The following is a 23,834-nucleotide window of genomic DNA, read 5'->3' as shown; positions in this document are numbered from 1 at the left end:
AGGGCGTTGAAACAAAGGGCTGGAGCTTCGGTTCTTGACCGGAAGCGAAGCTCCAGGAACTCCTAAGCGGGTCACCGTTATTGAGTAGTCACAAATGGTTTTGCGGACACGTCGCCGCATCGCTGTTTGCGCCGCGGAAATGTCGCAATTCGGCAACATTGTGGTATGATTGCATCAGTTCGCAATTCCCGCGGGCGATCGCTCCCAGCTCAATTGCCGGTATGACCAGCGCAGACACGACCGCTTCAACGATCCACGCGTCACCGGCCGAGCCCAATACAGAGGCCCGGGGCTTCCCCTTGCGCCGCTGGCTGGCGCCGTTCGCCGTGGCGATCGCGCTGCTGTCCGCCTTCCTGACCTTCGTGGTTCTGACCGGCCTGACCCCGATCGAGCCCACCTCCGAGGTGGTCCGCTCCTTCCTGATGATCAACGCCGGCACGATCCTGCTCCTGGTCGGCATCATCGTCCGGGAAGTCTGGCAGATGGTGCAGGCGAGGCGGCGGGGCCGGGCGGCGGCACGGCTGCATGTGCAGATCGTCGGCCTGTTCTCCGTCATCGCGGTGCTGCCGGCCGTGCTGGTGTCGATCGTCGCCAACGTCACCATCGAGCGCGGTCTCGACCGGCTGTTCTCGGGTCCCACCAAGCAAGTGATCCAGAACTCGCTGACGATCGCCAGCGCCTACATGCAGGAACACGCCCAGCTCATCAACGGCGACACGCTGGCGATGGCCAACGACCTCGCCCATGCCCGGCCGCTGTACGACCAGGATCGCATGACGTTCCTGCAGCTGATGACGGCCGGCGCCGAGTCGCGCAACCTGCCGGTCGCGGTGCTGATGGACAAGGACGGCAAGATCGTCGCCAGCGCGGAAACCGGCGTTCGCCTGAACTATGAAGCGCCGCCGCCCGACATCCTGAAGGACATCAACGAGACCGAGCCGAAGATCTCGGTGTTCCCGGAAAACTACGTCGCCTCCGTGGTCCGCCTGCGGGCCTATGACGACATGTTCCTGTATGTCGCGCGGCTGCTCGATCCGGCCGTGGTCGCCCAGCTCAAGCAGACCCAGACCAGCGCCGCCGAATATGCCCAGCTCGAGACCCGCAGGCTCGGCATCCAGGTCGCGTTCGCGCTGATGTTCGCGGTGATCGCGCTGACCATCCTGATGGCCTCGGTGCTGATCGGGCTGAACTTCGCCAACGGGCTGGTATCGCCGATCCGCCAGCTGATGGGCGCGGCGAGCGAGGTCTCGACCGGCAATCTCAACGTCCAGGTGCCGGTCCACAAATCGGAGAGCGACCTCGCGCTGCTCGGCGAGATCTTCAACAAGATGACGCAGGAGCTGCGCACCCAGCGCAACGAGCTGGTCGACGCCAGCGAGACCATCGACAGCCGCCGCCGCTTCATCGAAGCGGTGCTGTCGTCGGCCTCTGCCGGGATCATCGGGGTCGACGCGTCAGGCACCATCGGCGTGCTCAACCGCTCGGCCGAGAAGCTGATCGGGCATGCCGAGTCGGAGACGCTCGGCCATCCGCTCTCCGACGTGCTGCCCGAGCTCGACGAGATGATGAAGACCGCGCGCGAGGGCACGCAGCGCCTGGTGCAGGGGCAGGTGACGATCCTGCGCGACGGCAATGAGCGCAACCTGTCGGTCCGGGTCTCGGCCGAGCAGACCAGCCAGTCACGCGACAGCTACATCATCACGCTCGACGACATCACCGAGCTGGTATCGGCGCAGCGCACCTCGGCCTGGGGCGACGTCGCCCGCCGTATCGCCCACGAGATCAAGAACCCGCTGACCCCGATCCAGCTCTCCGCCGAGCGCATCCGCCGCAAGTTCGGCAAGACCATCACTGAACAGAAGGACAAGTCGATCTTCGAGCAGTGCACCGACACCATCGTGCGCCAGGTCGACGACATCAGGCGGATGGTCGACGAGTTCTCGCGCTTTGCGCGGATGCCGAAGCCGGTGATGGAAGGCGAGGACGTCGCCGACGTGGTGCGCCAGGCGGTGTTCCTGATGAAGGTCGCGCATCCCGATCTCGACATCGAGGCGGACATCAAGCAGTCGCCGCTGCCGGCGCAGTTCGACCGCCGGCTGATCTCGCAGGCGCTGACCAACATCATCAAGAACGCGACCGAGGCGATCGAGCAGGTGCCGCCGGAGGAGCTCGGCAAGGGCCGCATCGACGTCGTCGCGCAGCGCGAGAAGGACGACATCCTGATCGACGTCGTCGACAACGGCATCGGCCTGCCCAAGGTCGCGCGCGCGCGCCTGCTCGAGCCCTATGTCACGACGCGGGCCAAGGGCACCGGTCTGGGACTTGCGATCGTCGGCCGCGTTCTGGAGGACCATGGCGGCCGCATCGAGCTCAAGGACGCCTCAGATTTCCGCGAGGGCCAGCGCGGTGCTTGGATGCGGCTGCGCTTTGCCGTCACGGGCCAGGCGGCCAAGCCGGAGACCAAGCCCGAGAGCAAGGAGCAGAAACCGGACGTGAATCCGGAATCGACCGGCCCCGACAGCGAAAAAAAACCGCCGCAAGAGCCGACCAACGGCCCGGCACCGGCGACCAACAATGAACCAAAAATCCAAGAACCAGTCCAAGAACCAAATCACCAAGAACCAGGCAATCAAGAGCCAAATGCTCAAGAGTCGAAGATCCAAGAGCCAAGATTCCAAGAGCCGAAATTCAAAACCGCGACGGGCGACTGACAAGGCAGGTGTAACCCATGGCCAGTGACATTCTGATTGTCGACGACGAAGCAGACATTCGCGACCTCGTTGCGGGTATTCTGGACGACGAGGGCTTTTCCACGCGCACCGCGCGCGACAGCGACTCGGCGCTCGCCGAAATCGCCAACCGCCGTCCGAACCTGGTCTTCCTCGACATCTGGCTGCAGGGCTCCAAGCTCGACGGTCTGCAGCTGCTCGAGCAGATCAAGAAGGACAATGCCGATCTGCCCGTCGTGATGATCTCCGGCCACGGCAACATCGAGACGGCGGTCGCCGCGATCAAGCGCGGCGCCTACGACTTCATCGAGAAGCCGTTCAAGTCGGACCGGCTGATCCTGGTCGCGACCCGGGCGCTGGAGACCTCGCGGCTCAAGCGCGAGGTGAAGGAGCTCAAGCAGCTCGCGCCTGCGGCGAGCGTCCTGACCGGCCGCTCGGCCTGCATGAACCAGCTGCGCCAGACCATCGACCGCGCCGCCAAGGCCAACAGCCGCATCCTGATCGTCGGTCCGTCCGGCGCCGGCAAGGAGCTTGCCGCGCGCACGCTGCATCATGCCTCCGGGCGCGCCGAGGGGCCGTTCGTGGTGATCAATGCGGCCGCGATCACGCCGGAGCGCATGGAGCTCGAACTGTTCGGCGTCGAGGGATCGAACGGCGAGCAGCAGCGCAAGGCCGGCGCGCTGGAAGAAGCGCATAGCGGCACGCTGTTCATCGACGAGATCGCGGACATGCCGCGCGAGACCCAGAACAAGATCCTGCGCGTGCTGGTCGATCAGACCTTCCAGCGCCAGGGCGGCACCAGCAAGGTGCATGTCGACGTCCGCATCATCTCCTCGACCGCGCGCAACCTCGAGGAGGAGATCGCGGCGGGCCGTTTCCGCGAGGACCTCTATCATCGCCTCTCGGTGGTGCCGATCCGGGTGCCGCCGCTGTCGGAGCGCCGCGAGGACATCCCCGAGCTGATCGACTATTTCATGGACCAGATCTCGGCCGCGACCGGCCTGCCGAAGCGGCAGATCGGGCAGGACGCGATGGCAGTGCTGCAGTCGCATGTCTGGCCGGGCAATGTCCGCCAGCTCCGCAACAACGTCGAGCGCGTGATGATCCTGGCCGGCGGCGGGCCGGAGGCGATCATCACCGCCGACATGCTGCCGCAGGACGTCGGCTCCATGGTGCCGGCGATGCCGACCTCCAACAATGGCGAGCACATCATGGGCCTGCCGCTGCGCGAGGCGCGCGAGGTGTTCGAACGCGACTATCTGATCGCCCAGATCAGCCGCTTCTCGGGCAACATCTCGCGCACCGCGGAGTTCGTCGGCATGGAGCGCTCGGCGTTGCATCGCAAACTAAAGGCGCTCGGGGTCGGCTGACCCCGGACCGGCGGGAGGCCCGGGGCACAGCCCCGGCGACGACCCGCCGGGGAGTCGGGGCCCGGCTCTCAGGTCCGGGCAGGGACGGGACGGTCGGCGAGGCGAGTATGGGGCCGGTACAACCCGGGATTTATCCACTCTCCACGAGAATATTCGTCTCTTTCCCCGCCGTTTCTTAGAATTGCCACCGTGTTCCTACCGACTGCACCGCGAACCGCTTGCCTAAAAACCGCGCGTAGCCTCTAATCCTACCGCTACGCCTGCCAGAGGGGGATCTCAGGGCAGGTGGGCAGCCGGAGGAGGCTCCGTCAGAGAGCCGCAACCGGTTCAATAAAAAGAAGCACAAGCTTGCGGGACAAAAACAATGGCGGCAGACCGCGCACAAAATCTACAAGACACCTTCCTTAATCACGTTCGTAAAACCAAGACGCCACTGACGATATTTCTGGTCAACGGAGTAAAGCTGCAGGGCATTGTCACATGGTTCGACAACTTCTGTTTGCTGCTGCGGCGCGACGGACATTCGCAGCTTGTCTACAAGCACGCGATCTCGACCATCATGCCCGGAGCTCCGATTCAGTTGTTCGAAGGTGGTGAGGACGCACCGGCTTGAGAGTGAACTGATTGGAACCCTTCAATCGTGAAGGGGGCGCCGACCGGACCAAGTCTAAGCCCGGGTCGGCGGGGAACGGCAGCACCGGGCGGGTGATCGTCATCGGCCCGTACCTGCGCACGCGCCGTGGCGACGGTGATGCGCAAACGGATTCCTCTGTCCGCGACTATGAAGCGCGGATCGAGGAGGCCGCCGGCCTCGCCGGTGCGATCGACCTCACCGTGGTGGAAAGCGTCATCGCGCCGATCAGCCAGATCCGGCCCGCGACCTATCTCGGCAAGGGCAAGGTCGAGGAGATCAGCGGCCTCATCGCCAGCAACCAGGTCGAGCTCGTGGTGATGGATTGCGCGCTGTCGCCGATCCAGCAGCGCAATCTCGAGAAGGCCTGGAGCACCAAGGTGCTCGACCGCACCGGCCTGATCCTGGAAATCTTCGGCCGCCGCGCCAAGACCAAGGAAGGCGCGCTGCAGGTCGAGCTCGCCCATCTCAACTACCAGCGCAGCCGCCTGGTGCGGTCATGGACCCATCTCGAGCGGCAGCGCGGCGGCTTCGGCTTCATGGGCGGTCCCGGCGAAACCCAGATCGAGGCCGACCGCCGCCTAATCAGCGAGCGCATCACCAAGCTCGAGGGCGAACTGAAGAAGGTGCAGGCGACGCGGCGGCTGCATCGCGCCGGACGCCAGCGCGTGCCGTACCGCGTGGTGGCGCTGGTCGGCTACACCAATGCCGGCAAGTCGACCCTGTTCAACCGCCTGACGCGGGCCGACGTGCAGGCCGCCGACATGCTGTTTGCGACGCTCGACCCGACCTTGCGCGCGCTCAACCTGCCGCATGGCGGCAAGGCGATGCTGTCGGACACGGTCGGCTTCATCTCCAACCTGCCAACCCAGCTCGTGGCCGCCTTCCGCGCCACACTGGAGGAGGTTTTGGAAGCCGACATCATCCTGCATGTCCGCGACATCTCGCATGAGGACGCGGAAGCGCAGGAGCGTGACGTCGAGGGCGTGCTGCGCCAACTCGGCATCGATCCCGACGCCGACGGCGGCCAGCGCATCATCGAGGTCTGGAACAAGATCGACCGCTTCGATCCCGAGGAGCGGGACAATCTGCGCAACATCGCCGCGCGCCGGCCGCCGGAGCGGCCCTGCTTCCTGGTCTCCGCGGTGACCGGCGAGGGGATCGACGCGCTTTTGACCGCGATCGAGGACCGGCTCGCGGCCAAGCGCTCGACGCTGCAGCTTTCGATCGACGCCTCCGACGGCGCCGGCATCAGCTGGCTGCATCGCAACGCCGAGGTGCTGAACAAGGAGCTGCATGGCGAGCGCTTCGACATGACGGTGCGCGTCGACGAGACCAAGCGCGACATCGTGGTGAGCCGGTTCGCCGCGGTGCCCCACGAGGCATAGACGCGGCAGGCGGACGCCTCGCAATCTCCCGAAATATGACGACGCCGTGACTGGGCCTCACTCGCCCGCGCCTGCGACGCGCGGTCGCACTTTCCGTTTGAAATCTGCGCCGCCTTGGTTCATTGCGCTGCGAGACGCAAAGCCGAGGCCGATCGATGCAGGACACCGAGACCATCACCCACGAGACGCCCGCCGGCCAGCACGGCGATCTCGCCCATGCGCGGGCCCCCGAGATCGTCGATGCGCTCAACGCCCAGGAGCCGGCGGATGCGGCAAAGCTGCTGCGCTCGCTGCCGGCCGAGAAGGCGATCGAGGTGCTCGACCTGCCCGGGCTCGACAACACCTGCGAGATCCTGGCCGAGCTGCCGACCGACACCGCGGTGTCGCTGCTGTCAGGCGTCTCCGACGACCGCGCCGCCGACATCTTCAAGGAGCTGGTCGAGCCGTTGCGCACGACGCTGCTGAACGGCCTCAACCCGGAGACCCGCAACGTCATCTCGGGGCTGTTGGCATATCCCGAACGCAGCGCCGGCAGCATCATGACGACCGAGTTCGTCAGCGTGCCCTCGACCTGGACCATCGCCGAGGTGCTGCATCACATCCGGATGGTCGAGCGCACCCGCGAGACCGTCTATTCGATCTTCGTGATCGACCCGGCCAAGAAGACCCTGATCCAGGCCGTGCCGCTGCGCCGCCTGATCTCGGCCGATCCGCACGCCAATGTGCTGACCGCGGCGCCGGCGCGGAAGCCGCTGATGATCGCCCCCGAAGCAGACCGCATGGAGGCGGCGCGGCTGATCTCGCGCTACGACCTGCTCGCGGTCGCCGTCGTCGACGGCCCCGGGCATATCCTCGGCATCGTCACGGTCGACGACGTCATCGACGCCATCGTCGAGGAATCGACCGAGGACGCCCAGAAGTTCGGCGGCATGGAAGCGATCGACGAGCCATACTTGCGGATCGGCTTCGGCGAGATGATCAAGAAGCGCGCCGGCTGGCTGTGCGCGCTGTTCCTGTCGGAAATGCTGACCGCGACCGCGATGCAGTCGTACCAGAGCGAGCTCGAGAAGGCGATCGTGCTGACGCTGTTCATTCCGCTGATCATGAGCTCCGGCGGCAACTCCGGTTCGCAGGCGACCTCGCTCTTGATCCGCTCGCTGGCGCTGCACGAGGTGCGGCTGCGCGACTGGTGGCGCGTCGCCGTGCGTGAACTGCCGACCGGCATCGTGCTCGGCGCCATTCTCGGCCTGATCGGCATCATCAGGATCACGCTGTGGCAGACGCTCGGCCTGTTCGACTACGGCCCGCATTGGGTGCTGGTGGCCGCCACCGTCGGCGCTGCGCTGGTCGGCATCGTCACCTTCGGATCGCTGTGCGGCTCGATGCTGCCGTTCATCCTCAAGCGCATCGGCTTCGATCCGGCGAGCGCATCCGCGCCGTTCGTCGCGACGCTGGTCGACGTGACCGGTCTCGTGATCTATTTCGGCGTGGCCGCGGTTATCCTGCGCGGGACGCTGCTGTGAGGTGAGGGGCGGCGTATTTTAACGCGGCCGTGTCCACACACTCGATGTCGTCCCGGCGAAGGCCGGGACCCATATGTGGACGGCCCCCGTGGCACAAGAGGTTTCTGGAACTGGTCGGATCGCTGTCATCCATATGTCCGGCCTGTTTGATGCGGTCGGATTGACCGCTGGGCCAAGATGGTTTCCGCGACGCGAGTGCCAAACAACCTGGCGACCTTCTGAAGGCCAATGGGTCCCGCGGCTTGTCTCGCGTGCTGGATCGATCGATCATTCCATCTGCTCTTGCAGCTCCGGTTCGGCCGGCGAGTGCAGCGTCCGGCCGGCCAAACTCTTAGGTGACGATTGCCGGCGCGGCATTGATCCGTGCGGCGTCGTAGTTCTCGCCCGTGACCATCAGCTTCCAGGCGATGCGGGCAACCTTGTTGGCGAGCGCCACCGCCGCCAGCTTCGGCGGCTTACGCTTGAGCAGCGCAACGAGCCAGCGCGAGGGCTGGCCGCGTCCGAGCCTTGCTTGCCGGATCACCGCAGTGGCTCCTGCCACGAGCAGCCGACGCAGGGTCTCGTCGCCGGCGCGGGTGATCTTGCCGAGCCTGGTCTTGCCGGCGGTGGAATGGTCTTTGGGTGTCAGGCCGAGCCAGGCCGCGAACCACCGGCCGGAGCGGAACGCGTGCGGGTCGGGGGTCTTCATCACCAACGCCGTCGCAATGATCGGACCGACCGAGGGGATCTGGGCCAGACGGCGGCTCGTGGCGTTGGCCCGGTGCCAGGCCAAAAGCTTGGCCTCGATCGTCTTCAGTTCGCCCTGCAGCTGCGTGTAGTCGCGGCCCTGCATGGCGAACAGCTCACGCGCCAGCGCCGGAAGGCTCTCGTCCTGCGCAATCCGTGCCAGCAGCGGCTCGATCTTGTCCAGTCCCTTGGCGGCGATCAGGCCAAACTCCGCCGCATAGCCGCGGATCGCATTGCTGAGCTGGGTGCGGCGGGCGATTAGCCCGTCGCGGACGCCCGTCAGCATCAGCGCGGCCTGCTGCTCGGCGCTCTTCACCGGCACAAACCGCATCCGCGGCCGGCTCATCGCTTCGCACAGCCCGTCCGCGTCTCGCCCGTCATTCTTGTTGCGTTCCACATACGGCTTCACCAGCTGCGGCGCCATCAGCTTCACCTCATGGCCGAGCTTGCCAAGCTCCCGAGCCCAGTAATGGGCCGCACCGCACGCCTCCATCCCGACCACGGTCGGCGGCAGTTTGGCAAAGAACTCCAGCACCTGCTTGCGCGACAGCTTCTTGCGCAACACCGCCTGCTCCGCCGCATCAACCCCATGCAGCACAAAAATATGCTTCGACGTATCCATTCCAATGCGGATAATCTCTCTCACGGACGGCTCCCTTGTCTGAGATTTGCAACAACCTCATTCTGGCACACTGATGCCGTAGGGGGCCGTCCACCCCATCAACCACCGGCCGTCGTTGTTGAGCACGGCCGAAGTTTAGCGTTGCAACGGCGACTGGCCGTCGCGAGGTACTGCCACCGTCAGCCTATCGACAGATCACGCGGTATGGGTCCCGGCCTTCGCCGGGACGACAGCGTCATTTGCGGATTTTGCTTCATTCCACAACGCGTCCATCTCCTCCAGCGTCGCGTCATCGAGCGAGCGCCCCTTCGCCGCCAGCACTTTCTCGATATAGGCAAACCGCCGCTCGAATTTCGCGTTGGTCGCGCGCAGCGCGGTTTCCGGATCGGCATCGACGTGGCGGGCGAGGTTGACCAGCGCGAACATCAGGTCGCCGGTTTCCTCCGCGATCTCTTGCCTGTCGTTGCGGTCGAGCGCTGCCTCGATCTCGTCGGCCTCCTCGCGGATCTTGGCGAGCACCGCGCGCGGGTCGTTCCAGTCGAAGCCGACGGTGGAGGCCTTGCGCTGCAATTCCATCGCGCGGGTCAGGGCAGGGAGGCCGGCCTTGACGCTTGCCAGCAGCGATTTGTGCGCGGCGTCCTCCGGCGGCCGCCGCGCCGCGCGCTCGGCCTTCTCCTCGGCCTTGATGCGCTCCCAGGCGCTCTTGACGCCGGCCGGCTGGATATTGCCGTTCTTGTCGGCAAACACATGCGGATGGCGGCGGATCATCTTCCGCGTGATCGCCTCGACTACGTCGCCGAACGCAAAGGCGTTCTGCTCCTCGGCCATCCTCGCGTGATAGACCACCTGCAGCAGCAGGTCGCCGAGTTCCTCGCGCAGATCGTCGAGATCGCCGCGCGTGATCGCGTCCGCGACTTCATAGGCCTCCTCGATGGTGTAGGGCGCGATGGTCTCGAAGTTCTGAATGAGATCCCACGGACAGCCGGTGACCGGCGTGCGCAACGCAGCCATGATCTCGATCAGCCGGGAAATGTCGCGGGAAGGGGTCATGGGACACCGGACTGTGAAGGGTAGAACGCGTTATGCCAAATCGGGCTTGTCGATCCCAGCAAAACGCGCCGAAATCGCGGCGCTGTCCACCAATTGGCGGTGAACCCAATGAGTGGTAAAGCGCGTTCCATGACCAATCAGACCACTTCCGACACCGCGCTGGTGCTGTTTTCCGGCGGCCAGGATTCCACGACGTGTCTTGCCTGGGCCTTGTCGCGTTTTGCGCGAGTCGAGATGCTCGGCTTCAGCTATGGCCAGCGCCATTCGATCGAGCTCGATTGCCGCGATCGGCTGTTGGCCGGCATCAAGACGCTGCGGCCGGACTGGGCGGCCAAGCTCGGCGACAGCCACACGCTTGCGATCCCGACGCTGTCTGACATCTCCGACACCGCGCTGACCCGCGACGTCGCCATCGAAATGGGCGTGGACGGTCTGCCCAACACCTTCGTGCCCGGCCGCAACCTCGTGTTCCTCACCTTCGCCGCGGCGCTGGCCTATCGGCGCGGCATCCGCCACATCATCGGTGGCATGTGCGAGACCGACTATTCCGGCTATCCGGATTGCCGCGACGAGACCATCAAGGCGTTGCAGTCCGCGCTCAACCTCGGCATGGCCAAGGACTTCGAGCTGCACACGCCGCTGATGTGGCTCGACAAGGCCGCGACCTGGCGGCTCGCGCACGAGCTCGGCGGGGCAGGGCTGGTCGACCTGATCCGCGAGCACTCCCACACCTGCTATCTCGGCGAACGCGGCGCGCAGCATGATTGGGGCTACGGCTGCGGCGAATGCCCGGCCTGCAGCCTGCGCGCCAAGGGGTGGCGGGAGTATGTCGCGCAGGGTGGTGGCGCCAGTCACTGATTTGTCCAACGGCGCAAGCTCCCGCGGCGATCGCATCCAACGCCGCGTCGCAAGGGCGCTCTGCCAAAATTTCGAAAACAACCCCATGCAAAGTCGCCGTCGGCTGTCGGCGTTCGACACGCCCCCCTTGACACGTCGGGCAAATCAGCCGTATTTTTCCATTATTCCGAAATCGCGCACCCGGCCCGGGCTACCGCCTATGGCATTTGCAGAGTTCTGCAACTAACCTTGCCACGCTGCAATCGCCAAGCTGCGGGAGGTGGCCGAAAACTTATGCTTTCGGAGCGCCGATAGCTGTGAATGCTACTCGAAATCCTTCGCCGTCAGCACGATCGGCTGGCCGTGCGGGGTGCGATCGGCGGCGTGGTCCCAGGCGTCGCGGTAGCGGTGCAGCGCGTCCTTCGTCGTGACACCCTTGGCGGCCACGAGGTGTTCGAGCGTCGCCAGCCAGTGCTGGTAATAGGTCTCGCCGGTGTCGGGATCGCCAGCCGCCTGCGCACGCTTGATCTGGTCGGCAAGCGCCGCGGCCCATTCGGGCCAAGTGAACACGCCACGGTCATGCAGCGTCAAGGCCATCGCGAACGCCTGCGCCTCCCAGGGCGCGCGGAACACTGGGCCGTCCTGATCGCGGGGAATGCTGGACACGGCGCTGGTCGCGCGCGCGGCGGCGCCGGCATCCATCAGACGGCCTCCAGATACGGCTCGAACGCGTCGATCGAGACCTTGATGGTCGGGTCGGAATCCGGTCCCCACAATTCGCGTCCGTCGAACACGACGGTGTACAGCCATTGCGGATGCTCGCCGGCGTCGTTCGCCGCGGTATCGGGGAACACGTGACAGCCATGATCGCGCTCGACCACGCCGACATGACCACGCACGTAACGCGGCAGCCGCGTGTGCGTGGCGGGATGGATGTTCTTCGCCCCGCACCCGATCGCCGGCCTTGAATTTCGCCGGTCCCGGCGCGGCGCGGCCGAACCTGCCGCGCACCATGATGCGCTCGATGTCGGCGGTCGAGAACTTGCCGTGCTTGAGCGCTTTCGCCGGCGCGACGGCATGTCCGGCGGCGACGTCGTCCTTGGAGATGTAGCCCCTGTCGAGCAGCAGGGCTTCCAGCCCAAGGAACCATTTCTTGTAGTAGGAGCTCGACAGATAGACCTGCGGGGGCAGGGTCTCGCGATAGAAGCGCGAGGCGTCGATGTTGAAGGCGCCGGCCGCGCCCATCGCGCGGACCATCGCCAGCACCCGCGATTCCCATTCGGTATGGAACATCGGCTCGTTCGGCTCGGGCTCGACCTTGCCGAACCCGTCCATGCCGCCCATGTCATGGACGCCGTTCACGACGGCGCTCCCGGCGTCTTCGGGAAGCCGGTACCGATCATGGAATCACGCGTCACAAGCTCGGCGAGCTGTTCCTCGCTCCAGCCTTCGGTGCCTGCGGGCCGCATCGGCAGCACCAGGAAACGCGTCTCCGCCGTCGAATCCCAGACCCGGATTTCCGTTTCCGTCGGCAGGCTGACGCCGAAATCGGCGAGCACGCCGCGCGGATCCTTGACCGCGCGCGAGCGATACGGCGAGGCCTTGTACCAGACCGGCGGCAGCCCGAGCATTTCCCAGGGGTAACAGGAGCACAATGTGCAGACGACCATGTTGTGGCGGCCAGGCGTGTTCTCGATCGCGACCAGATGGTCGCCGACACGGCTGACATGGCCGAGGGTGCCGACCGCCTTGCTGGCGTCCTCGAGCAGCGCCTGCTTGAAGGCGGGATCGCTCCAGGCCTTGGCGACGACACGTGCGCCGTTGTGCGGGCCGATCTTGGTCTCATAGGCCTGCACGATGGCGTCGAGCGCGGCAGCCTCGACATAGCCCTTCTCGGTCAGGATCGATTCCAGCGCGCGGACGCGCAGTTCGGTCTCCGACAGTTCGGAATGGTCGTGATCGTGGTGGTGGTGATCATGTTCGCTCATGCCAAGAGAATAGGCGAAACCGCCGTGCTATGTCGAGGCAAGCAGTACACAACAATGCGAGCAGGGAGGTATGCGTGGCTGACCATGTGACGATCGAGAAGGGCCTCGGGCCGGAGGGCCGCATCGCGGTGGTGCGGTTCGACCGCGGAGACGGGATCAACGCGCTGTCGCCGGAAGCGCTGCGGCAGCTGACCGATGCGGCACGCAGTTTCGAGGACGACGGCGACACCTCGGTGGTGGTGCTGACCGGCGGCGCCAGATCGTTCAGCGCCGGCTTCGACTTGAAAGATGCCGAGGGCCGTTCGCGCCAGACCATGGACATGGGCACGCTGCGCCGGCACCTGAAGCTCGGGCCGCGGCTGACGCGCGCCTGGCAGGAGATGGAACAGGTCACGATCGGCGCGATCGAGGGCTTTTGCGTCGGTGGCGGCGTGGCGCTCGCGGTCGCGCTGGATTTCCGCATCATGGCGCGCGACGCGCATCTACGGGTGCCGGAGATCGCGCTCGGCATGAACATGAGCTGGCAGAGCGTGCCGCGCATGCTGCATCTGATCGGCCCGGCGCGCACCAAGCAGGCGGTGATCCTGGCCGACGACCGGATCTCGGCCGAGGAGGCCTATGAATGGGGCCTGGTGGAGCAGGTGACTGCAACAGGCAAATCATTCGAGGCCGCGATGGCGCTGGCAGCCAGGGTCGCGGCCCAGCCGCCGATTTCAGTGGCGATGACCAAGCTGACGGTCAACCGGCTGGCGCATGCGCTCGATGATCTCGCCAGCCACATGGATCTCGACCAGTTCGCGCTGGCGAGCCTGACCGACGATCACAAGGAAGGCGTCGCGGCCTTCCTCGGACGGCGGAAGCCGCGCTTCAGGGGCCGCTGACGGGCGTCACCGGCGTTTGGCGATATCGCTGCTGGAGAGGTTGGCCTCCCAGCCGAACACCGAGCGGCCGTCAAGGGCCGGCGAACGGGCGCGCTCGTTGGCAACGAAAGCATCGAAGGACGGGCCGGTTGCGGTCAGCTCAAGCCTGCGCGCCTGATCGTCCAGCCGCTTCAACGCCTGCATCTCCTCGTCGCGGCCGAGTTTCGCCTGCTGCACCGCCGATTTCAGCACGCCAATGGTTTCATCATAAACCTTGATCGGCACCGGAAACGGATGACGGTCCTTGCCGCCATGCGCGAGCGAGAAACGTGCCGGATCACGGAAACGGTACGGCGTACCGTGGACGACCTCGGCGACCATGGCGAGCGACTCGACGGTACGGGCGCCGACGCCGGGCGTCAGCAGCAGCTCCGGAAAATCCAGCGGCCCGCGCTCTGCGGCGGCGGCGAGGGTGCCGTGCAGGCGACGGATGAAGACGTCGCTCGAGCGCACATCGTGATGCGCGGGCATGATCAGGTGCAGGAGATCGCCCTGCGCCTCCACCTTCTCGGTCAGCTCGGCATATTCATGCGCAATGCCGTCGGGACCGAGCACGGCGAGCAGATCGAGCTGCGCCTGGCGCGAGGCATCGGCGCGGTGGTCGGTGAGATTGACGATCTCGCCCTGCGTCGGTCCGTCGATCGCGCTGTGCGGTTCGTCGACAAAGCTGCGCAGGCCCTCGGAATGCCAGTGGTAGCGCCGCGCTTGCCGCTTGTGGTCGTTCATGCCTTGCTGGACCACGGTCCATTTGCCGTCCGCGGTGACGAAGAAGCCGTGCAGATAGAGTTCGAAACCGTCCTGGACCGCGGCGCTGTCGACCTTGGCGACCAGACGGCTGGCACGGGTGAGGGCCACGCCGTCGAAACCGGTCCGTTCGCCCAGCGCCGTCAGCTCGTCGGGCGTCCGTCGCGAATGCTTGCCGCGGCCGCCGCAGACATAGATGCCCAGTTCGTCTTGCAGCGGCGCCAGCCCGCGTTTGAGCGCGCCGATGACGCTCGTGGTGATGCCCGACGAATGCCAGTCCATGCCCATCACGGCACCGAACGACTGGAACCAGAACGGATGCGACAGCCGCTGCAGGAACGCGTCACGGCCGTAGTGATGGACCACGGCCTGCGCGATGATGGCGCCCAGCGTCGCCATGCGCTCCGCCAGCCACGGCGGCACGCGTCCACCATGAAGCGGCAGGTCGGCGCTGCCGGTTCGTCGTGCCATCGGTCTCCAAGCCCTGGCTAGCCCTTGGATCAAGCCCCGACGCGGTGTCCCTGAGTCGAGGGCAGACCATCAGGCCAACCCGCGAACCCGGGCGTCAAGTTGCCCGGACGCCCATATCCGTAATTCGCATAAGGTATATTATGGAATATTTATATCTACAATTGGATCAGATATTTAGTGGGAAATCTTCGCACCCGACCGCAGCATGGCCGATCCCGACCACCGGTCCGGGCTCGTCCCGAGAGCGCAACGATCCACGCACAAGCATCTCGTCAGAAAGCCGATATTGCCGCGGCGTACGGACGCTGCAATAAGCCCCAGCTGTGCAGAGATCGCTGGTGACCCCGCGACATCAGGTCCGTATAGGATGGCATCTCAGAACAACAACAAGCCTCTCGAGGGAGCAACACCAATGAGCTTTTCACGACGCACGCTACTGAAGGTCTCCGCCGCTTCCGCCGTCCTGGGCGGAATTGGCGCGCCGTATGTGGCGCGCGCCCAGTCGGCCGAATTCACTTACAAGTTCGCCAACAACCTGCCGGAGTCGCATCCGTTCGTGGCGCGCGCCCGGGAGATGGCCGCGGCGATCAAGACCGAGACAAACGGCCGGTTTGACCTCCAGGTGTTCCCGAACAGCCAGCTCGGTTCCGATACGGACATGTTGAGCCAGGTGCGCTCCGGCGGCGTCGAGTTCTTCACGCTATCCGGCCTGATCCTGGCAACGCTGGTGCCGGCCGCCTCGATCAACGGCATCGGCTTTGCGTTCCCTGATTATCCCACGGTCTGGAAGGCCATGGACGGCGAACTCGGCGCCTATGTGCGCGGCGAGATCAACAAGGCCGGCCTCGAGGTCATGGAGAAGATCTGGGACAACGGCTTCCGCCAGACCACGTCGTCAACCAAGCCGATCACCGGTCCGGACGACCTCAAGGGCTTCAAGATCCGCGTGCCGGTGTCGCCGTTGTGGACCTCGATGTTGAAGGCGTTCGATGCTTCGCCCGCCTCGATCAATTTCAGCGAGGTCTATTCGGCGCTGCAGACCAAGATCGTCGAAGGCCAGGAAAACCCGCTGGCGCTGATCTCGGCCGCGAAGCTGTACGAGGTGCAGAAGTACTGCTCGATGACCAACCACATGTGGGACGGCTTCTGGTTCCTGATGAATCGCAGAGCCTGGGCGGCGCTGCCGGACGATATCAAGGCCATCGTCGCCAAGAACGTCAACGCGGCCGCCGTCAAGGAACGCGAAGACACCGAGAAGCTGAACGCCAGCGTGAAGCAGGAACTGACCGGCAAGGGCCTGGTGTTCAACCAGCCAGAGGTCGGGCCGTTCCGCGACAAGCTGCGCGCCGCCGGCTTCTACGCCGAATGGAAGGGCAAGTACGGCGAAAAGGCCTGGGATCTGCTCGAGAAGTCCGTCGGCAAACTGTCCTGATCGTTCAAGCGGGAGGCTCGCCAGCGGAGATTTGCTATGGCTCATGTCGAGATGACGCCGGCCGTGGCCGGCGAGGCGGCGTCGCAGTCCCCTCGCCGCCGCTCTGTCCTCGGTTCCATCGACGCGGCGCTCGGATGGCTGGTCGAGATCCCGGCGGCGATCCTGGTCGTCGCCGAGGTCGTGATCCTGTTCGCCGGCGTGGTGTCGCGTTACGTGCTGCACGCGCCGTTGATCTGGTCCGACGAACTGGCGTCGATCCTGTTCCTGTGGCTCGCGATGCTCGGCTCGGCAGTGGCGTTCCGCCGCGGTGAGCACATGCGCATGACGGCGCTGGTCGCGAGCGCCGGACCAAGGCTGTGGGCCTATCTCGACGTGGTCGCGACCTGCGCCGCGCTGGCGTTCCTGATCCTGATCGTGCGGCCGGCCTATGAATATGCCTACGAGGAAAGCTTCATCACCACGCCGGCGTTGCAGATATCCAACACCTGGCGTGCTGCCGCGCTGCCGGTCGGCACCTGTTTGATGGCGCTGTTCGCGCTGCTGCGGCTGGCGCGGGTCGGCGATGTCAAAACCTTCCTGCTGGCCGTGTTCACCGTGGCCGCGTTGATCGGCGCATTCTGGCTGGCGCAGCCACTGTTCCGGCCACTCGGCAACCTCAATCTGATCATCTTCTTCGTCGGCGTGGTCGGCTTCTGCGTGTTCGCCGGCGTGCCGATCGGCTTTGCCTTCGGCATGGCGGTGTTCGGCTATCTGGCGCTGACGACGCGGACGCCGCTGATGGTGCTGGTCGGCCGGATGGACGAGGGCATGAGCCATCTGATCCTGCTGTCGGTGCCGCTGTTCGTCTTCCTCGGGCTCCTGATCGAGATGACCGGCATGGCGCGGGCGATGGTCGCGTTCCTGGCGAGCCTGCTCGGGCATGTCCGGGGCGGCCTGCATTACGTGCTGGTCGGCGCCATGTACCTGGTCTCCGGCATTTCCGGATCGAAGGCCGCCGACATGGCCGCCGTCGCACCGGTGCTGTTCCCGGAAATGAAGCAGCGCGGCGCCAAGCCGGGCGACCTGGTCGCCCTGCTCGCCGCGACCGGCGCCCAGACCGAAACCATTCCGCCGAGCCTCGTGCTGATCACAATCGGCTCGGTCACCGGCGTCTCGATCTCGGCGTTGTTCACCGGCGGCCTGCTGCCGGGTGTGGTGCTGGCGATCACGCTGTCGGGGCTGGTGTGGTGGCGCTACCGCGGCGAGGATCTGAGCCACGTCCAGCGCGCCACCGGCAGCGAGATCGGCAAGGCGTTCGTGTTCGCCCTGCCCGCATTGGCCCTGCCCTTCGTGATCCGCTACGCCGTGGTCGAAGGCATCGCGACGGCGACCGAAGTCTCGACCATCGGCATCGTCTACGCCTTCGTCATTGGCCTCCTGATCTATCGCAAGTTCAGCTGGCGGCGGCTGTTGCCGATGCTGATCGACACGGCCTGCCTGTCGGGCGCGATCCTGTTCATCATCGGTACCGCGACCGGCATGGCCTGGGGCCTGACCCAGTCCGGCTTCTCGCGGGCGCTGGCCGCGGCGATGACCGGGCTGCCCGGCGGTTCGGCGACCTTCATCGCGGTCTCGATCCTGGCCTTCGTGATCCTCGGCAGCGTGCTCGAGGGCATCCCGGCGATCGTGCTGTTCGGGCCGCTGCTGTTTCCGATCGCGCACCAGGTCGGCGTCCACGAGGTGCACTACGCCATGATCATCATCCTGGCGATGGGCATCGGATTGTTCGCGCCGCCGTTCGGCGTCGGCTATTATGCCGCCTGCGCCATCGGGCGCGTCGATCCGGCCGAGGGTATCCGGCCGATCTGGGGGTACATGCTGGCGCTGTTGATCGGCCTGATCATCGTCGCCATCTTCCCCTGGATATCGATCGGTTTCCTCTAAGCACCTTGCGGATCGGATAGAGCCATGAGTGCAGCTCAAAACCAGTACTCGATCGGGCTGGACAAGACGCCCGCGAACTACGTGCCGCTGACGCCCCTGAGCTTCCTGGCGCGCTCGGCCGCCGTCTATCCCGGCCACATCAGCGCGGTCTATGAGGGCCGCAGCTTCACCTGGAGAGAGACCTACGAACGCTGCAAGCGGTTCGCGTCCTATCTCGCGCGCCATGGCATCGGCCATGGCGACACGGTCGCGGCGATGCTGCCGAACATTCCGGCGATGAACGAGCTGCACTTTGCGGTGCCGATGACCGGCGCGGTGCTGAATGCGCTGAACATCCGGCTCGATGCGGCATCGATCGCGTTCCAGCTCGATCATGGCGGCGCCAGGATCATCCTGGTCGATCCCGAATTCTCCGGCGTCATCGCGGAAGCCTTGACCCTGATGAAGGGCGCAAAGCCGTTCGTGATCGACGTTGACGATGCCGCCTTCAACGGCGGCAAGCGGATCGGCGAGATCGAATATGAGGCGGCGGTCGCGCAAGGCGATCCAGCTTTCGTGGAGCGGCCACTGGGCGACGAATGGGATGCGATCGCGCTCAGCTACACGTCCGGTACCACGGGCAATCCCAAGGGCGTGGTGACGCATCATCGCGGCGCCTACCTCAACGCGGTCAGCAACATTCTCGCCGGCAATCTCGGCCAGCATCCGGTCTATCTCTGGACGCTGCCGATGTTCCACTGCAACGGCTGGTGCTTCCCCTGGACGATCGCAGCGACCGCCGGCGTCAATGTCTGCCTGCGCAAGGTCGATCCGGCCAAGATCTTCGAGCTGATCCCGAAGCACGGCGTCACCCACATGTGCGGCGCGCCGATCGTCTACAACACGCTGATCAATGCGCCCGGTGCGCCGAAGGGTGGCAAGGCGAAGCCGGTCATCGGCCTGATCGCGGGCGCTGCGCCGCCGGTTGCGGTGCTCGAGGGCGCCGAGCGCATCGGCGTCAAGCTGACGCATGTCTACGGGCTGACCGAAGTCTATGGCCCCGCCTCCGTCTGCGCCGAGCAGCCGGGCTGGGAAGAGTTGTCGGCCGATGCGCGCGCGCAGCTCAAGCGGCGGCAGGGCGTGTCGTATCCGCTGCAGGAAGGCGTCACGGTGCTCGATCCCGAGACCATGCGCGAGGTGCCGCGTGACGGCGAGACCATCGGCGAGGTCATGTTCCGCGGCAACATCGTGATGAAGGGTTATCTGAAGAACGAGAAGGCGACGCAGGAAGCGTTTGCCGGCGGCTGGTTTCACACCGGCGATCTCGGCGTGCTCGACGAGCACGGCTACGTCATCATCAAGGACCGCTCCAAGGACATCATCATCTCCGGCGGCGAGAACGTCTCCTCCGTCGAGGTCGAGGACATCCTCTACAAGCACCCCGCCGTGCTGTTCGCCGCTGTGGTCGCCAAGCCCGATCCGAAATGGGGCGAAGTGCCCTGCGCCTTCATCGAGCTCAAGGACGGCGCCAAGGCGACCGAGGCCGAGATCATCGCCTATTGCCGCGAGCACATGTCGGGCTTCAAGACGCCGAAGTCAGTGGTGTTCGGCGTGATCCCCAAGACCTCGACCGGCAAGATCCAGAAATTCCTGCTGCGCAACGAGGTCGGCTCGGCCAAGGCGATCTCGGCCTGAGGCCTCAGCCTAAAGCGGGATGAAGTTAGGTTGAGCTGGAACGGCGTCGAAAGTTCACCTCTCCCCAACGGGGAGTGGTGAACCAAGACCGCGCCAAGCTGATTCAACCAAAACTCATCGCGCGCTAGACTAGCCTGCCCGGTCGAGCGTCAGCCGCATGCCGTCATAGGCCGGGATCACGCCGGCCGGCAGGCTCTGCCGCAGCACCTCGTAGTCGAGGTCGGAATGCATGTTGGTGATGACGGCGCGCTTCGGCTTGAAGCGCTCGATCCATGACAGCGCGTCCGCAACGCTGAAGTGACTGGGATGCTGCGCATAGCGCAGGCCGTCGACGATCCAGAGCTCTAGGCCTTGAAGTGCCGGCCAGCTCTGCTCGGGAATGTCGTGCAGATCGGGCGTGTAGGCGGCATCACCGATGCGGTAGCCTAGCGCCGGAATCTGGCCATGCTGCACCAGGAAGGCCTCCAGCTTCAGCGGACCGCCCTTCCCTTGAACCGCGTGGCTCTCGCCGGCCTCGATCGAATGTCTTGTCAGGATCGGCGGATAGTCACTGCCTTCCGGCGAGATGAAGCAATAGGAGAACCGCGCCATGATGTCCTTGGCGGTCGACTGGTTGAAGTAGACCGGGATGCGGCGGCGCTGGTGCAGCACGACCGAGCGCAGATCGTCGATGCCGTGGGTCTGGTCGGCATGCTCATGCGTCAGGAACACCGCGTCGATATGCTCGACATTGGCGTCGATCAACTGCTCGCGCAGGTCGGGCGCGGTGTCGATCACGACCCGCGTGGTGCCGTGCTCCATGGTGCGCTCGGCCATGATCGAACAGCGGCGGCGTCGGTTTTTCGGATTGTTCGGATCGCAGGCGCCCCAGCCGAGCGCCGGGCGCGGCACGCCGGCGGATGAGCCGCAGCCCAGGATTGTCAGTGTCAGCGTCATGCAGCAGCCTTCGGCGCCGGCACCTTGGAGAACAGCCGGAAGAAGTTTTCGGTGGTCTGCCGCGAGATCTCCTCCAGCGAGACGCCGCGGGTTTCCGCGAGCACCTGGGCGACCTCGACGACGTAGGACGGCTCGTTGCGCTTGCCGCGGAATTTGCCGGGCGCAAGATACGGCGCGTCGGTCTCGACCATGATGCGGTCGGCCGGCAATTCGGCGGCCAGCGCGCGCAGGGCATCCGACTTCTTGAAGGTCAGGATGCCCGTGAACGAGATCGACAGACCGAGCGCGATCGCCCTCATCGCGAGCTCGCGGCCGCCGGTGTAGCAATGCAGGACGGCCTTGAAAGGCCCCTTCGCGACCTCGTCCTCCAGGATGCGGCCGCAATCCTCGTCGGCCTCCCTTGTGTGGATGACGAGCGGCAGGCCGGTTTCGCGCGCCGCCGCGATGTGGGCGCGGAAGCCGCGCTCCTGGGCTTCGCGCGAACCGTGCTCGTAGAAATAGTCGAGCCCCGCTTCGCCGAGCGCCACGACCTTCGGATGCTTCGTCAGCTCGATCAGCTCACCGGCCGGAATGCCGTCCTCTTCATCGGCGTGATGCGGATGGGTGCCGACCGAGCAGTAGACGTCCGGGAAACGCTCCGTGATCGCAAGCAGGCCGCCGAGCCGCCTCACCCGCGTCGAGATCGTGACCATGCGGCCGATGCCGGCCGCTTCGGCACGGCCGACGATGCCGTCGAGATCGTCGGCGAAATCAGGAAAATCGAGGTGGCAGTGACTGTCGACCAGCATGAATTTCGAACCGCTCACTCGGCTTTCGGTTCCACGTAGCGTGGAAACACGCCAACGGGTGCAGGAAGAATTGATCCTGGCTTGATCCGCTCGGCGATTGCAGCAAAGCCGCGTGCATCCGCTGATATGCCGAGGCTGTCGAGCATCTTGGCGCAGGACTCCGGCATCACGGCCTGCGCCATGATTGCGATCTGCCGCACGACTTCGGCGGTGACGTACAGCACCGTCTTCTGACGCTCCGGATCGGTCTTCGCCAGCGCCCACGGCGCCTCGCCGGCAAAGTAGCGGTTGGCCTCGGCGACCACGGCCCAGACCGTATTGAGCCATTGATGGATCTGCTGCGTCGCCATCGCGGTCCGCGACGTCTCCAGCATGGCGTCGGCCTGCGCCAGGATCGCCCGGTCATTCTCACTGAACTCGCCGGGCTCCGGCAGCACGCCGCCGAGCTGCTTGGCGATCATCGACAGCGAACGCTGCGCGAGATTGCCGAAATCGTTGGCGAGGTCGGCATTGATGCGCGCGACGATGGCCTCGTGGTTGTAGTTGCCGTCCTGGCCGAACGGCACTTCGCGGAGGAAGAAGTAACGCACCTGGTCGACGCCGTACTGGTTGGCCAGGTTGAAAGGATCGACGACGTTGCCGACCGACTTCGACATCTTCTCGCCCCTGTTGAACAGGAAGCCGTGCGCGTAGACCCGCCTCTGCAAGGGGATGCCGGCCGACATCAGGAAGGCCGGCCAGTACACCGCGTGGAAGCGGATGATGTCCTTGCCGATGATGTGCACGTCGGCCGGCCAGTAGCGCCAGCGCTCGTCGCCCTCGTCGGGATAGCCCACGCCGGTGATGTAGTTGGTCAGCGCGTCGACCCAGACATACATCACGTGCTCTGGATCGTCGGGCACCTTGACGCCCCAGTCGAACGTGGTGCGCGAGATCGAGAGGTCCTTCAGTCCGCCGCGCACGAAGCTCATCACCTCGTTGCGGCGCGAATCCGGGCCGATGAAATCGGGCTGGCTTTCATAGAGGTGCAGGAGCTTCTCCTGGTAGGCCGAGAGCTTGAAGAAATAGCTCTTCTCCTCGACCCACTCGACCGGCGTGCCCTGCGGGCCGCGGCGGACGTTGTCCTCGCCGACCGTGGTTTCATCCTCGGCGTAATAGGCCTCGTCGCGCACCGAGTACCAGCCCGCATAGGTGTCGATGTAGATGTCGCCGTTATCCTGCATGCGGCGCCAGATCGCCTGCACCGACTCGTGGTGCGCAGGCTCCGAGGTGCGGATGAAGCGGTCGAACGAGACGTTGAGGCGCTCGTCCATCTCCTTGAAGCGCGCGGCGTTGCGGGTCGCGAGATCGTACGGCGTCATCCCCTCGCCCTGTGCGGTCTGGATCATCTTCTGGCCGTGCTCGTCGGTGCCGGTCAGGAAAAACACATCCTTGCCGTCGAGGCGCTGGAAGCGCGCCAGCGCATCGGTCGCGATCGCCTCATAGGCGTGGCCGATATGCGGCTGGCCGTTCGGATAAGCGATAGCGGTCGTGATGTAGTAGATGTTGCCACGATCCGCGGCAGGTGCCGAAACGGGCGCAGGAGCAGCCGCAGCAGGCTTGGGCTGCTTCGGCGTCGCCGGCTTTGCAGCCGGAGCCTTGGGAGCCTTTTTGGGAGACGGAGCCATCTCGGCGACCGCCGCCTTCGCGACCGGCGCGCTGGTCTTGGCGCTGGTCTTGGCCGTCGCCTTCTTCGCCGAGCCCTTCTTGGCCGCTTTCTTCGTCACCTTCTTGGCGACCTTGCGGCCGGCCTTTTTTGCCGCGGCTTTCCTGCCCGATCTCTTGCCGGATTTCTTGCCCGATTTCTTGCCCGATTTCTTCGCAGCTTCTTTGGCAGCTTTCTTGCCCGCCTTCTTCGCGGCGCCCTTGGATTTGGTCGCGCGCGTCTTGGCGGCCGCCTGCTTTGCAGCGTCCTTCTTGGCTTTCTTCGCTTTCTTGTCCGCTTTCTTGGACGATTTCTTAGCCTTCTTGGCCACCACAAAATCCTTTGCAGACCGAAACGGGATTGTCGGGAGTGTTGTCGGACAGATTGTTTTCAGATTT

The 23,834-nt window shown here is 65.2% G+C and carries 18 protein-coding genes and 1 pseudogene; 10 read left to right on the top strand and 9 right to left on the bottom strand.

Going from position 1 to position 23,834, the window contains the following annotated elements:
• Positions 1-221: 221 nt before the first annotated feature.
• The 5 genes from ACVILL_RS32980 to mgtE all read left to right on the top strand — a co-directional run bounded on the left by ACVILL_RS32980 (position 222) and on the right by mgtE (position 7,641).
• A complete protein-coding gene (locus ACVILL_RS32980) occupies positions 222-2,711 on the top strand; it encodes an ATP-binding protein (protein ID WP_456732864.1) in 2,490 nt (829 codons plus the stop codon).
• A 17-nt stretch (positions 2,712-2,728) separates the two neighbouring features.
• Positions 2,729-4,099: a nitrogen assimilation response regulator NtrX gene (ntrX, locus tag ACVILL_RS32975; RefSeq protein ID WP_456732863.1), complete on the top strand. Its 1,371-nt coding sequence runs from the start codon at positions 2,729-2,731 to the stop codon at positions 4,097-4,099.
• A gap of 364 nt (positions 4,100-4,463) precedes the next feature.
• Positions 4,464-4,712 carry an RNA chaperone Hfq gene (hfq, locus tag ACVILL_RS32970; protein ID WP_006020546.1) on the top strand — a complete coding sequence of 83 codons (249 nt, stop codon included), beginning with the start codon at positions 4,464-4,466 and terminating at the stop codon, positions 4,710-4,712.
• Positions 4,713-4,723: 11 nt separating this feature from the next.
• Positions 4,724-6,118: a GTPase HflX gene (gene hflX / locus ACVILL_RS32965; protein WP_456732862.1), complete on the top strand. Its 1,395-nt coding sequence runs from the start codon at positions 4,724-4,726 to the stop codon at positions 6,116-6,118.
• 155 nt (positions 6,119-6,273) lie between these two features.
• Positions 6,274-7,641 (top strand): magnesium transporter, encoded by a 1,368-nt coding sequence (gene mgtE, locus ACVILL_RS32960; protein ID WP_456732861.1) that lies wholly within the window; start codon positions 6,274-6,276, stop codon positions 7,639-7,641.
• A 331-nt stretch (positions 7,642-7,972) separates the two neighbouring features.
• On the opposite strand, the gene ACVILL_RS32955 is transcribed toward mgtE, so the two are convergent.
• Complete coding sequence (locus ACVILL_RS32955; protein WP_456728609.1) at positions 7,973-9,013, bottom strand: IS110 family RNA-guided transposase; 1,041 nt, start codon at positions 9,011-9,013, stop codon at positions 7,973-7,975.
• Between the two features lie 171 nt (positions 9,014-9,184).
• Positions 9,185-10,039 carry a nucleoside triphosphate pyrophosphohydrolase gene (gene mazG / locus ACVILL_RS32950; RefSeq protein ID WP_456732860.1) on the bottom strand — a complete coding sequence of 285 codons (855 nt, stop codon included), beginning with the start codon at positions 10,037-10,039 and terminating at the stop codon, positions 9,185-9,187.
• A 129-nt stretch (positions 10,040-10,168) separates the two neighbouring features.
• On the opposite strand from mazG, the gene queC reads away from it, so the two are divergent.
• Positions 10,169-10,897, top strand: a complete 729-nt coding sequence (gene queC, locus ACVILL_RS32945) for a 7-cyano-7-deazaguanine synthase QueC (RefSeq protein WP_456732859.1) — start codon at positions 10,169-10,171, stop codon at positions 10,895-10,897.
• Positions 10,898-11,200: 303 nt separating this feature from the next.
• On the opposite strand, the gene ACVILL_RS32940 is transcribed toward queC, so the two are convergent.
• From ACVILL_RS32940 to nthA, 3 genes and pseudogenes are all read right to left on the bottom strand, one after another.
• Positions 11,201-11,578, bottom strand: coding sequence for a nitrile hydratase accessory protein (locus ACVILL_RS32940; RefSeq protein WP_456732858.1), 378 nt, complete (start codon positions 11,576-11,578; stop codon positions 11,201-11,203).
• Positions 11,578-12,238 (bottom strand): annotated as a pseudogene (nthB, locus tag ACVILL_RS32935) (nitrile hydratase subunit beta). Before nthB ends, ACVILL_RS32940 begins: the two are co-directional and overlap by 1 nt.
• A complete protein-coding gene (gene nthA, locus ACVILL_RS32930; RefSeq protein WP_456732857.1) occupies positions 12,235-12,864 on the bottom strand; it encodes a nitrile hydratase subunit alpha in 630 nt (209 codons plus the stop codon). The pseudogene nthB and the gene nthA overlap by 4 nt, the downstream one beginning before the upstream one ends.
• A 74-nt stretch (positions 12,865-12,938) precedes the next feature.
• Between nthA and ACVILL_RS32925 the strand changes: the two genes are divergently transcribed.
• Positions 12,939-13,745, top strand: coding sequence for an enoyl-CoA hydratase/isomerase family protein (locus ACVILL_RS32925; protein ID WP_456732856.1), 807 nt, complete (start codon positions 12,939-12,941; stop codon positions 13,743-13,745).
• Between the two features lie 6 nt (positions 13,746-13,751).
• Here ACVILL_RS32925 and ACVILL_RS32920 read toward each other — a convergent pair whose 3' ends face one another.
• Positions 13,752-14,999: a DUF763 domain-containing protein gene (locus ACVILL_RS32920; RefSeq protein ID WP_456732855.1), complete on the bottom strand. Its 1,248-nt coding sequence runs from the start codon at positions 14,997-14,999 to the stop codon at positions 13,752-13,754.
• Positions 15,000-15,411: 412 nt separating this feature from the next.
• On the opposite strand from ACVILL_RS32920, the gene ACVILL_RS32915 reads away from it, so the two are divergent.
• Genes ACVILL_RS32915 through ACVILL_RS32905 form a run of 3 tightly spaced genes read left to right on the top strand, consistent with a single transcriptional unit; the run spans position 15,412 to position 20,028 of the window.
• Positions 15,412-16,431 (top strand): TRAP transporter substrate-binding protein, encoded by a 1,020-nt coding sequence (locus ACVILL_RS32915; RefSeq protein WP_456732854.1) that lies wholly within the window; start codon positions 15,412-15,414, stop codon positions 16,429-16,431.
• A gap of 36 nt (positions 16,432-16,467) precedes the next feature.
• On the top strand, positions 16,468-18,354 hold the full coding sequence (locus ACVILL_RS32910) for a TRAP transporter large permease (RefSeq protein ID WP_456732853.1): 1,887 nt from the start codon (positions 16,468-16,470) through the stop codon (positions 18,352-18,354).
• Positions 18,355-18,378: 24 nt separating this feature from the next.
• Complete coding sequence (locus tag ACVILL_RS32905; protein ID WP_456732852.1) at positions 18,379-20,028, top strand: acyl-CoA synthetase; 1,650 nt, start codon at positions 18,379-18,381, stop codon at positions 20,026-20,028.
• A gap of 129 nt (positions 20,029-20,157) precedes the next feature.
• Here ACVILL_RS32905 and ACVILL_RS32900 read toward each other — a convergent pair whose 3' ends face one another.
• From ACVILL_RS32900 to metG, 3 genes are read right to left on the bottom strand one after another with little or no spacing between them, the layout of a single operon-like run.
• Positions 20,158-20,964, bottom strand: a complete 807-nt coding sequence (locus ACVILL_RS32900) for an MBL fold metallo-hydrolase (RefSeq protein WP_456732851.1) — start codon at positions 20,962-20,964, stop codon at positions 20,158-20,160.
• Positions 20,961-21,752, bottom strand: a complete 792-nt coding sequence (locus tag ACVILL_RS32895) for a TatD family hydrolase (RefSeq protein WP_456734421.1) — start codon at positions 21,750-21,752, stop codon at positions 20,961-20,963. The genes ACVILL_RS32900 and ACVILL_RS32895 overlap by 4 nt, the downstream gene beginning before the upstream one ends.
• A 14-nt stretch (positions 21,753-21,766) precedes the next feature.
• A complete protein-coding gene (gene metG, locus ACVILL_RS32890; RefSeq protein ID WP_456732850.1) occupies positions 21,767-23,767 on the bottom strand; it encodes a methionine--tRNA ligase in 2,001 nt (666 codons plus the stop codon).
• Positions 23,768-23,834 lie beyond the last annotated feature (67 nt).

This window comes from Bradyrhizobium sp. USDA 3364 (assembly GCF_054056355.1).
This window is presented reverse-complemented; position numbering and strand designations above follow the sequence as displayed.

What these genes read in the sequence shown, in the direction of transcription:
- ACVILL_RS32980 (WP_456732864.1), top strand. Translation starts at nt 222, where the DNA reads ATGACCAGCGCAGACACGACCGCTTCAACGATCCACGCGTCACCGGCC.
- ntrX (WP_456732863.1), top strand. Translation starts at nt 2,729, where the DNA reads ATGGCCAGTGACATTCTGATTGTCGACGACGAAGCAGACATTCGCGAC.
- hfq (WP_006020546.1), top strand. Translation starts at nt 4,464, where the DNA reads ATGGCGGCAGACCGCGCACAAAATCTACAAGACACCTTCCTTAATCAC.
- mgtE (WP_456732861.1), top strand. Translation starts at nt 6,274, where the DNA reads ATGCAGGACACCGAGACCATCACCCACGAGACGCCCGCCGGCCAGCAC.
- mazG (WP_456732860.1), bottom strand. Translation starts at nt 10,039, where the DNA reads ATGACCCCTTCCCGCGACATTTCCCGGCTGATCGAGATCATGGCTGCG.
- queC (WP_456732859.1), top strand. Translation starts at nt 10,169, where the DNA reads ATGACCAATCAGACCACTTCCGACACCGCGCTGGTGCTGTTTTCCGGC.
- ACVILL_RS32940 (WP_456732858.1), bottom strand. Translation starts at nt 11,578, where the DNA reads ATGGATGCCGGCGCCGCCGCGCGCGCGACCAGCGCCGTGTCCAGCATT.
- nthA (WP_456732857.1), bottom strand. Translation starts at nt 12,864, where the DNA reads ATGAGCGAACATGATCACCACCACCACGATCACGACCATTCCGAACTG.
- ACVILL_RS32920 (WP_456732855.1), bottom strand. Translation starts at nt 14,999, where the DNA reads ATGGCACGACGAACCGGCAGCGCCGACCTGCCGCTTCATGGTGGACGC.
- ACVILL_RS32915 (WP_456732854.1), top strand. Translation starts at nt 15,412, where the DNA reads ATGAGCTTTTCACGACGCACGCTACTGAAGGTCTCCGCCGCTTCCGCC.
- ACVILL_RS32910 (WP_456732853.1), top strand. Translation starts at nt 16,468, where the DNA reads ATGGCTCATGTCGAGATGACGCCGGCCGTGGCCGGCGAGGCGGCGTCG.
- ACVILL_RS32905 (WP_456732852.1), top strand. Translation starts at nt 18,379, where the DNA reads ATGAGTGCAGCTCAAAACCAGTACTCGATCGGGCTGGACAAGACGCCC.
- ACVILL_RS32900 (WP_456732851.1), bottom strand. Translation starts at nt 20,964, where the DNA reads ATGACGCTGACACTGACAATCCTGGGCTGCGGCTCATCCGCCGGCGTG.
- ACVILL_RS32895 (WP_456734421.1), bottom strand. Translation starts at nt 21,752, where the DNA reads ATGCTGGTCGACAGTCACTGCCACCTCGATTTTCCTGATTTCGCCGAC.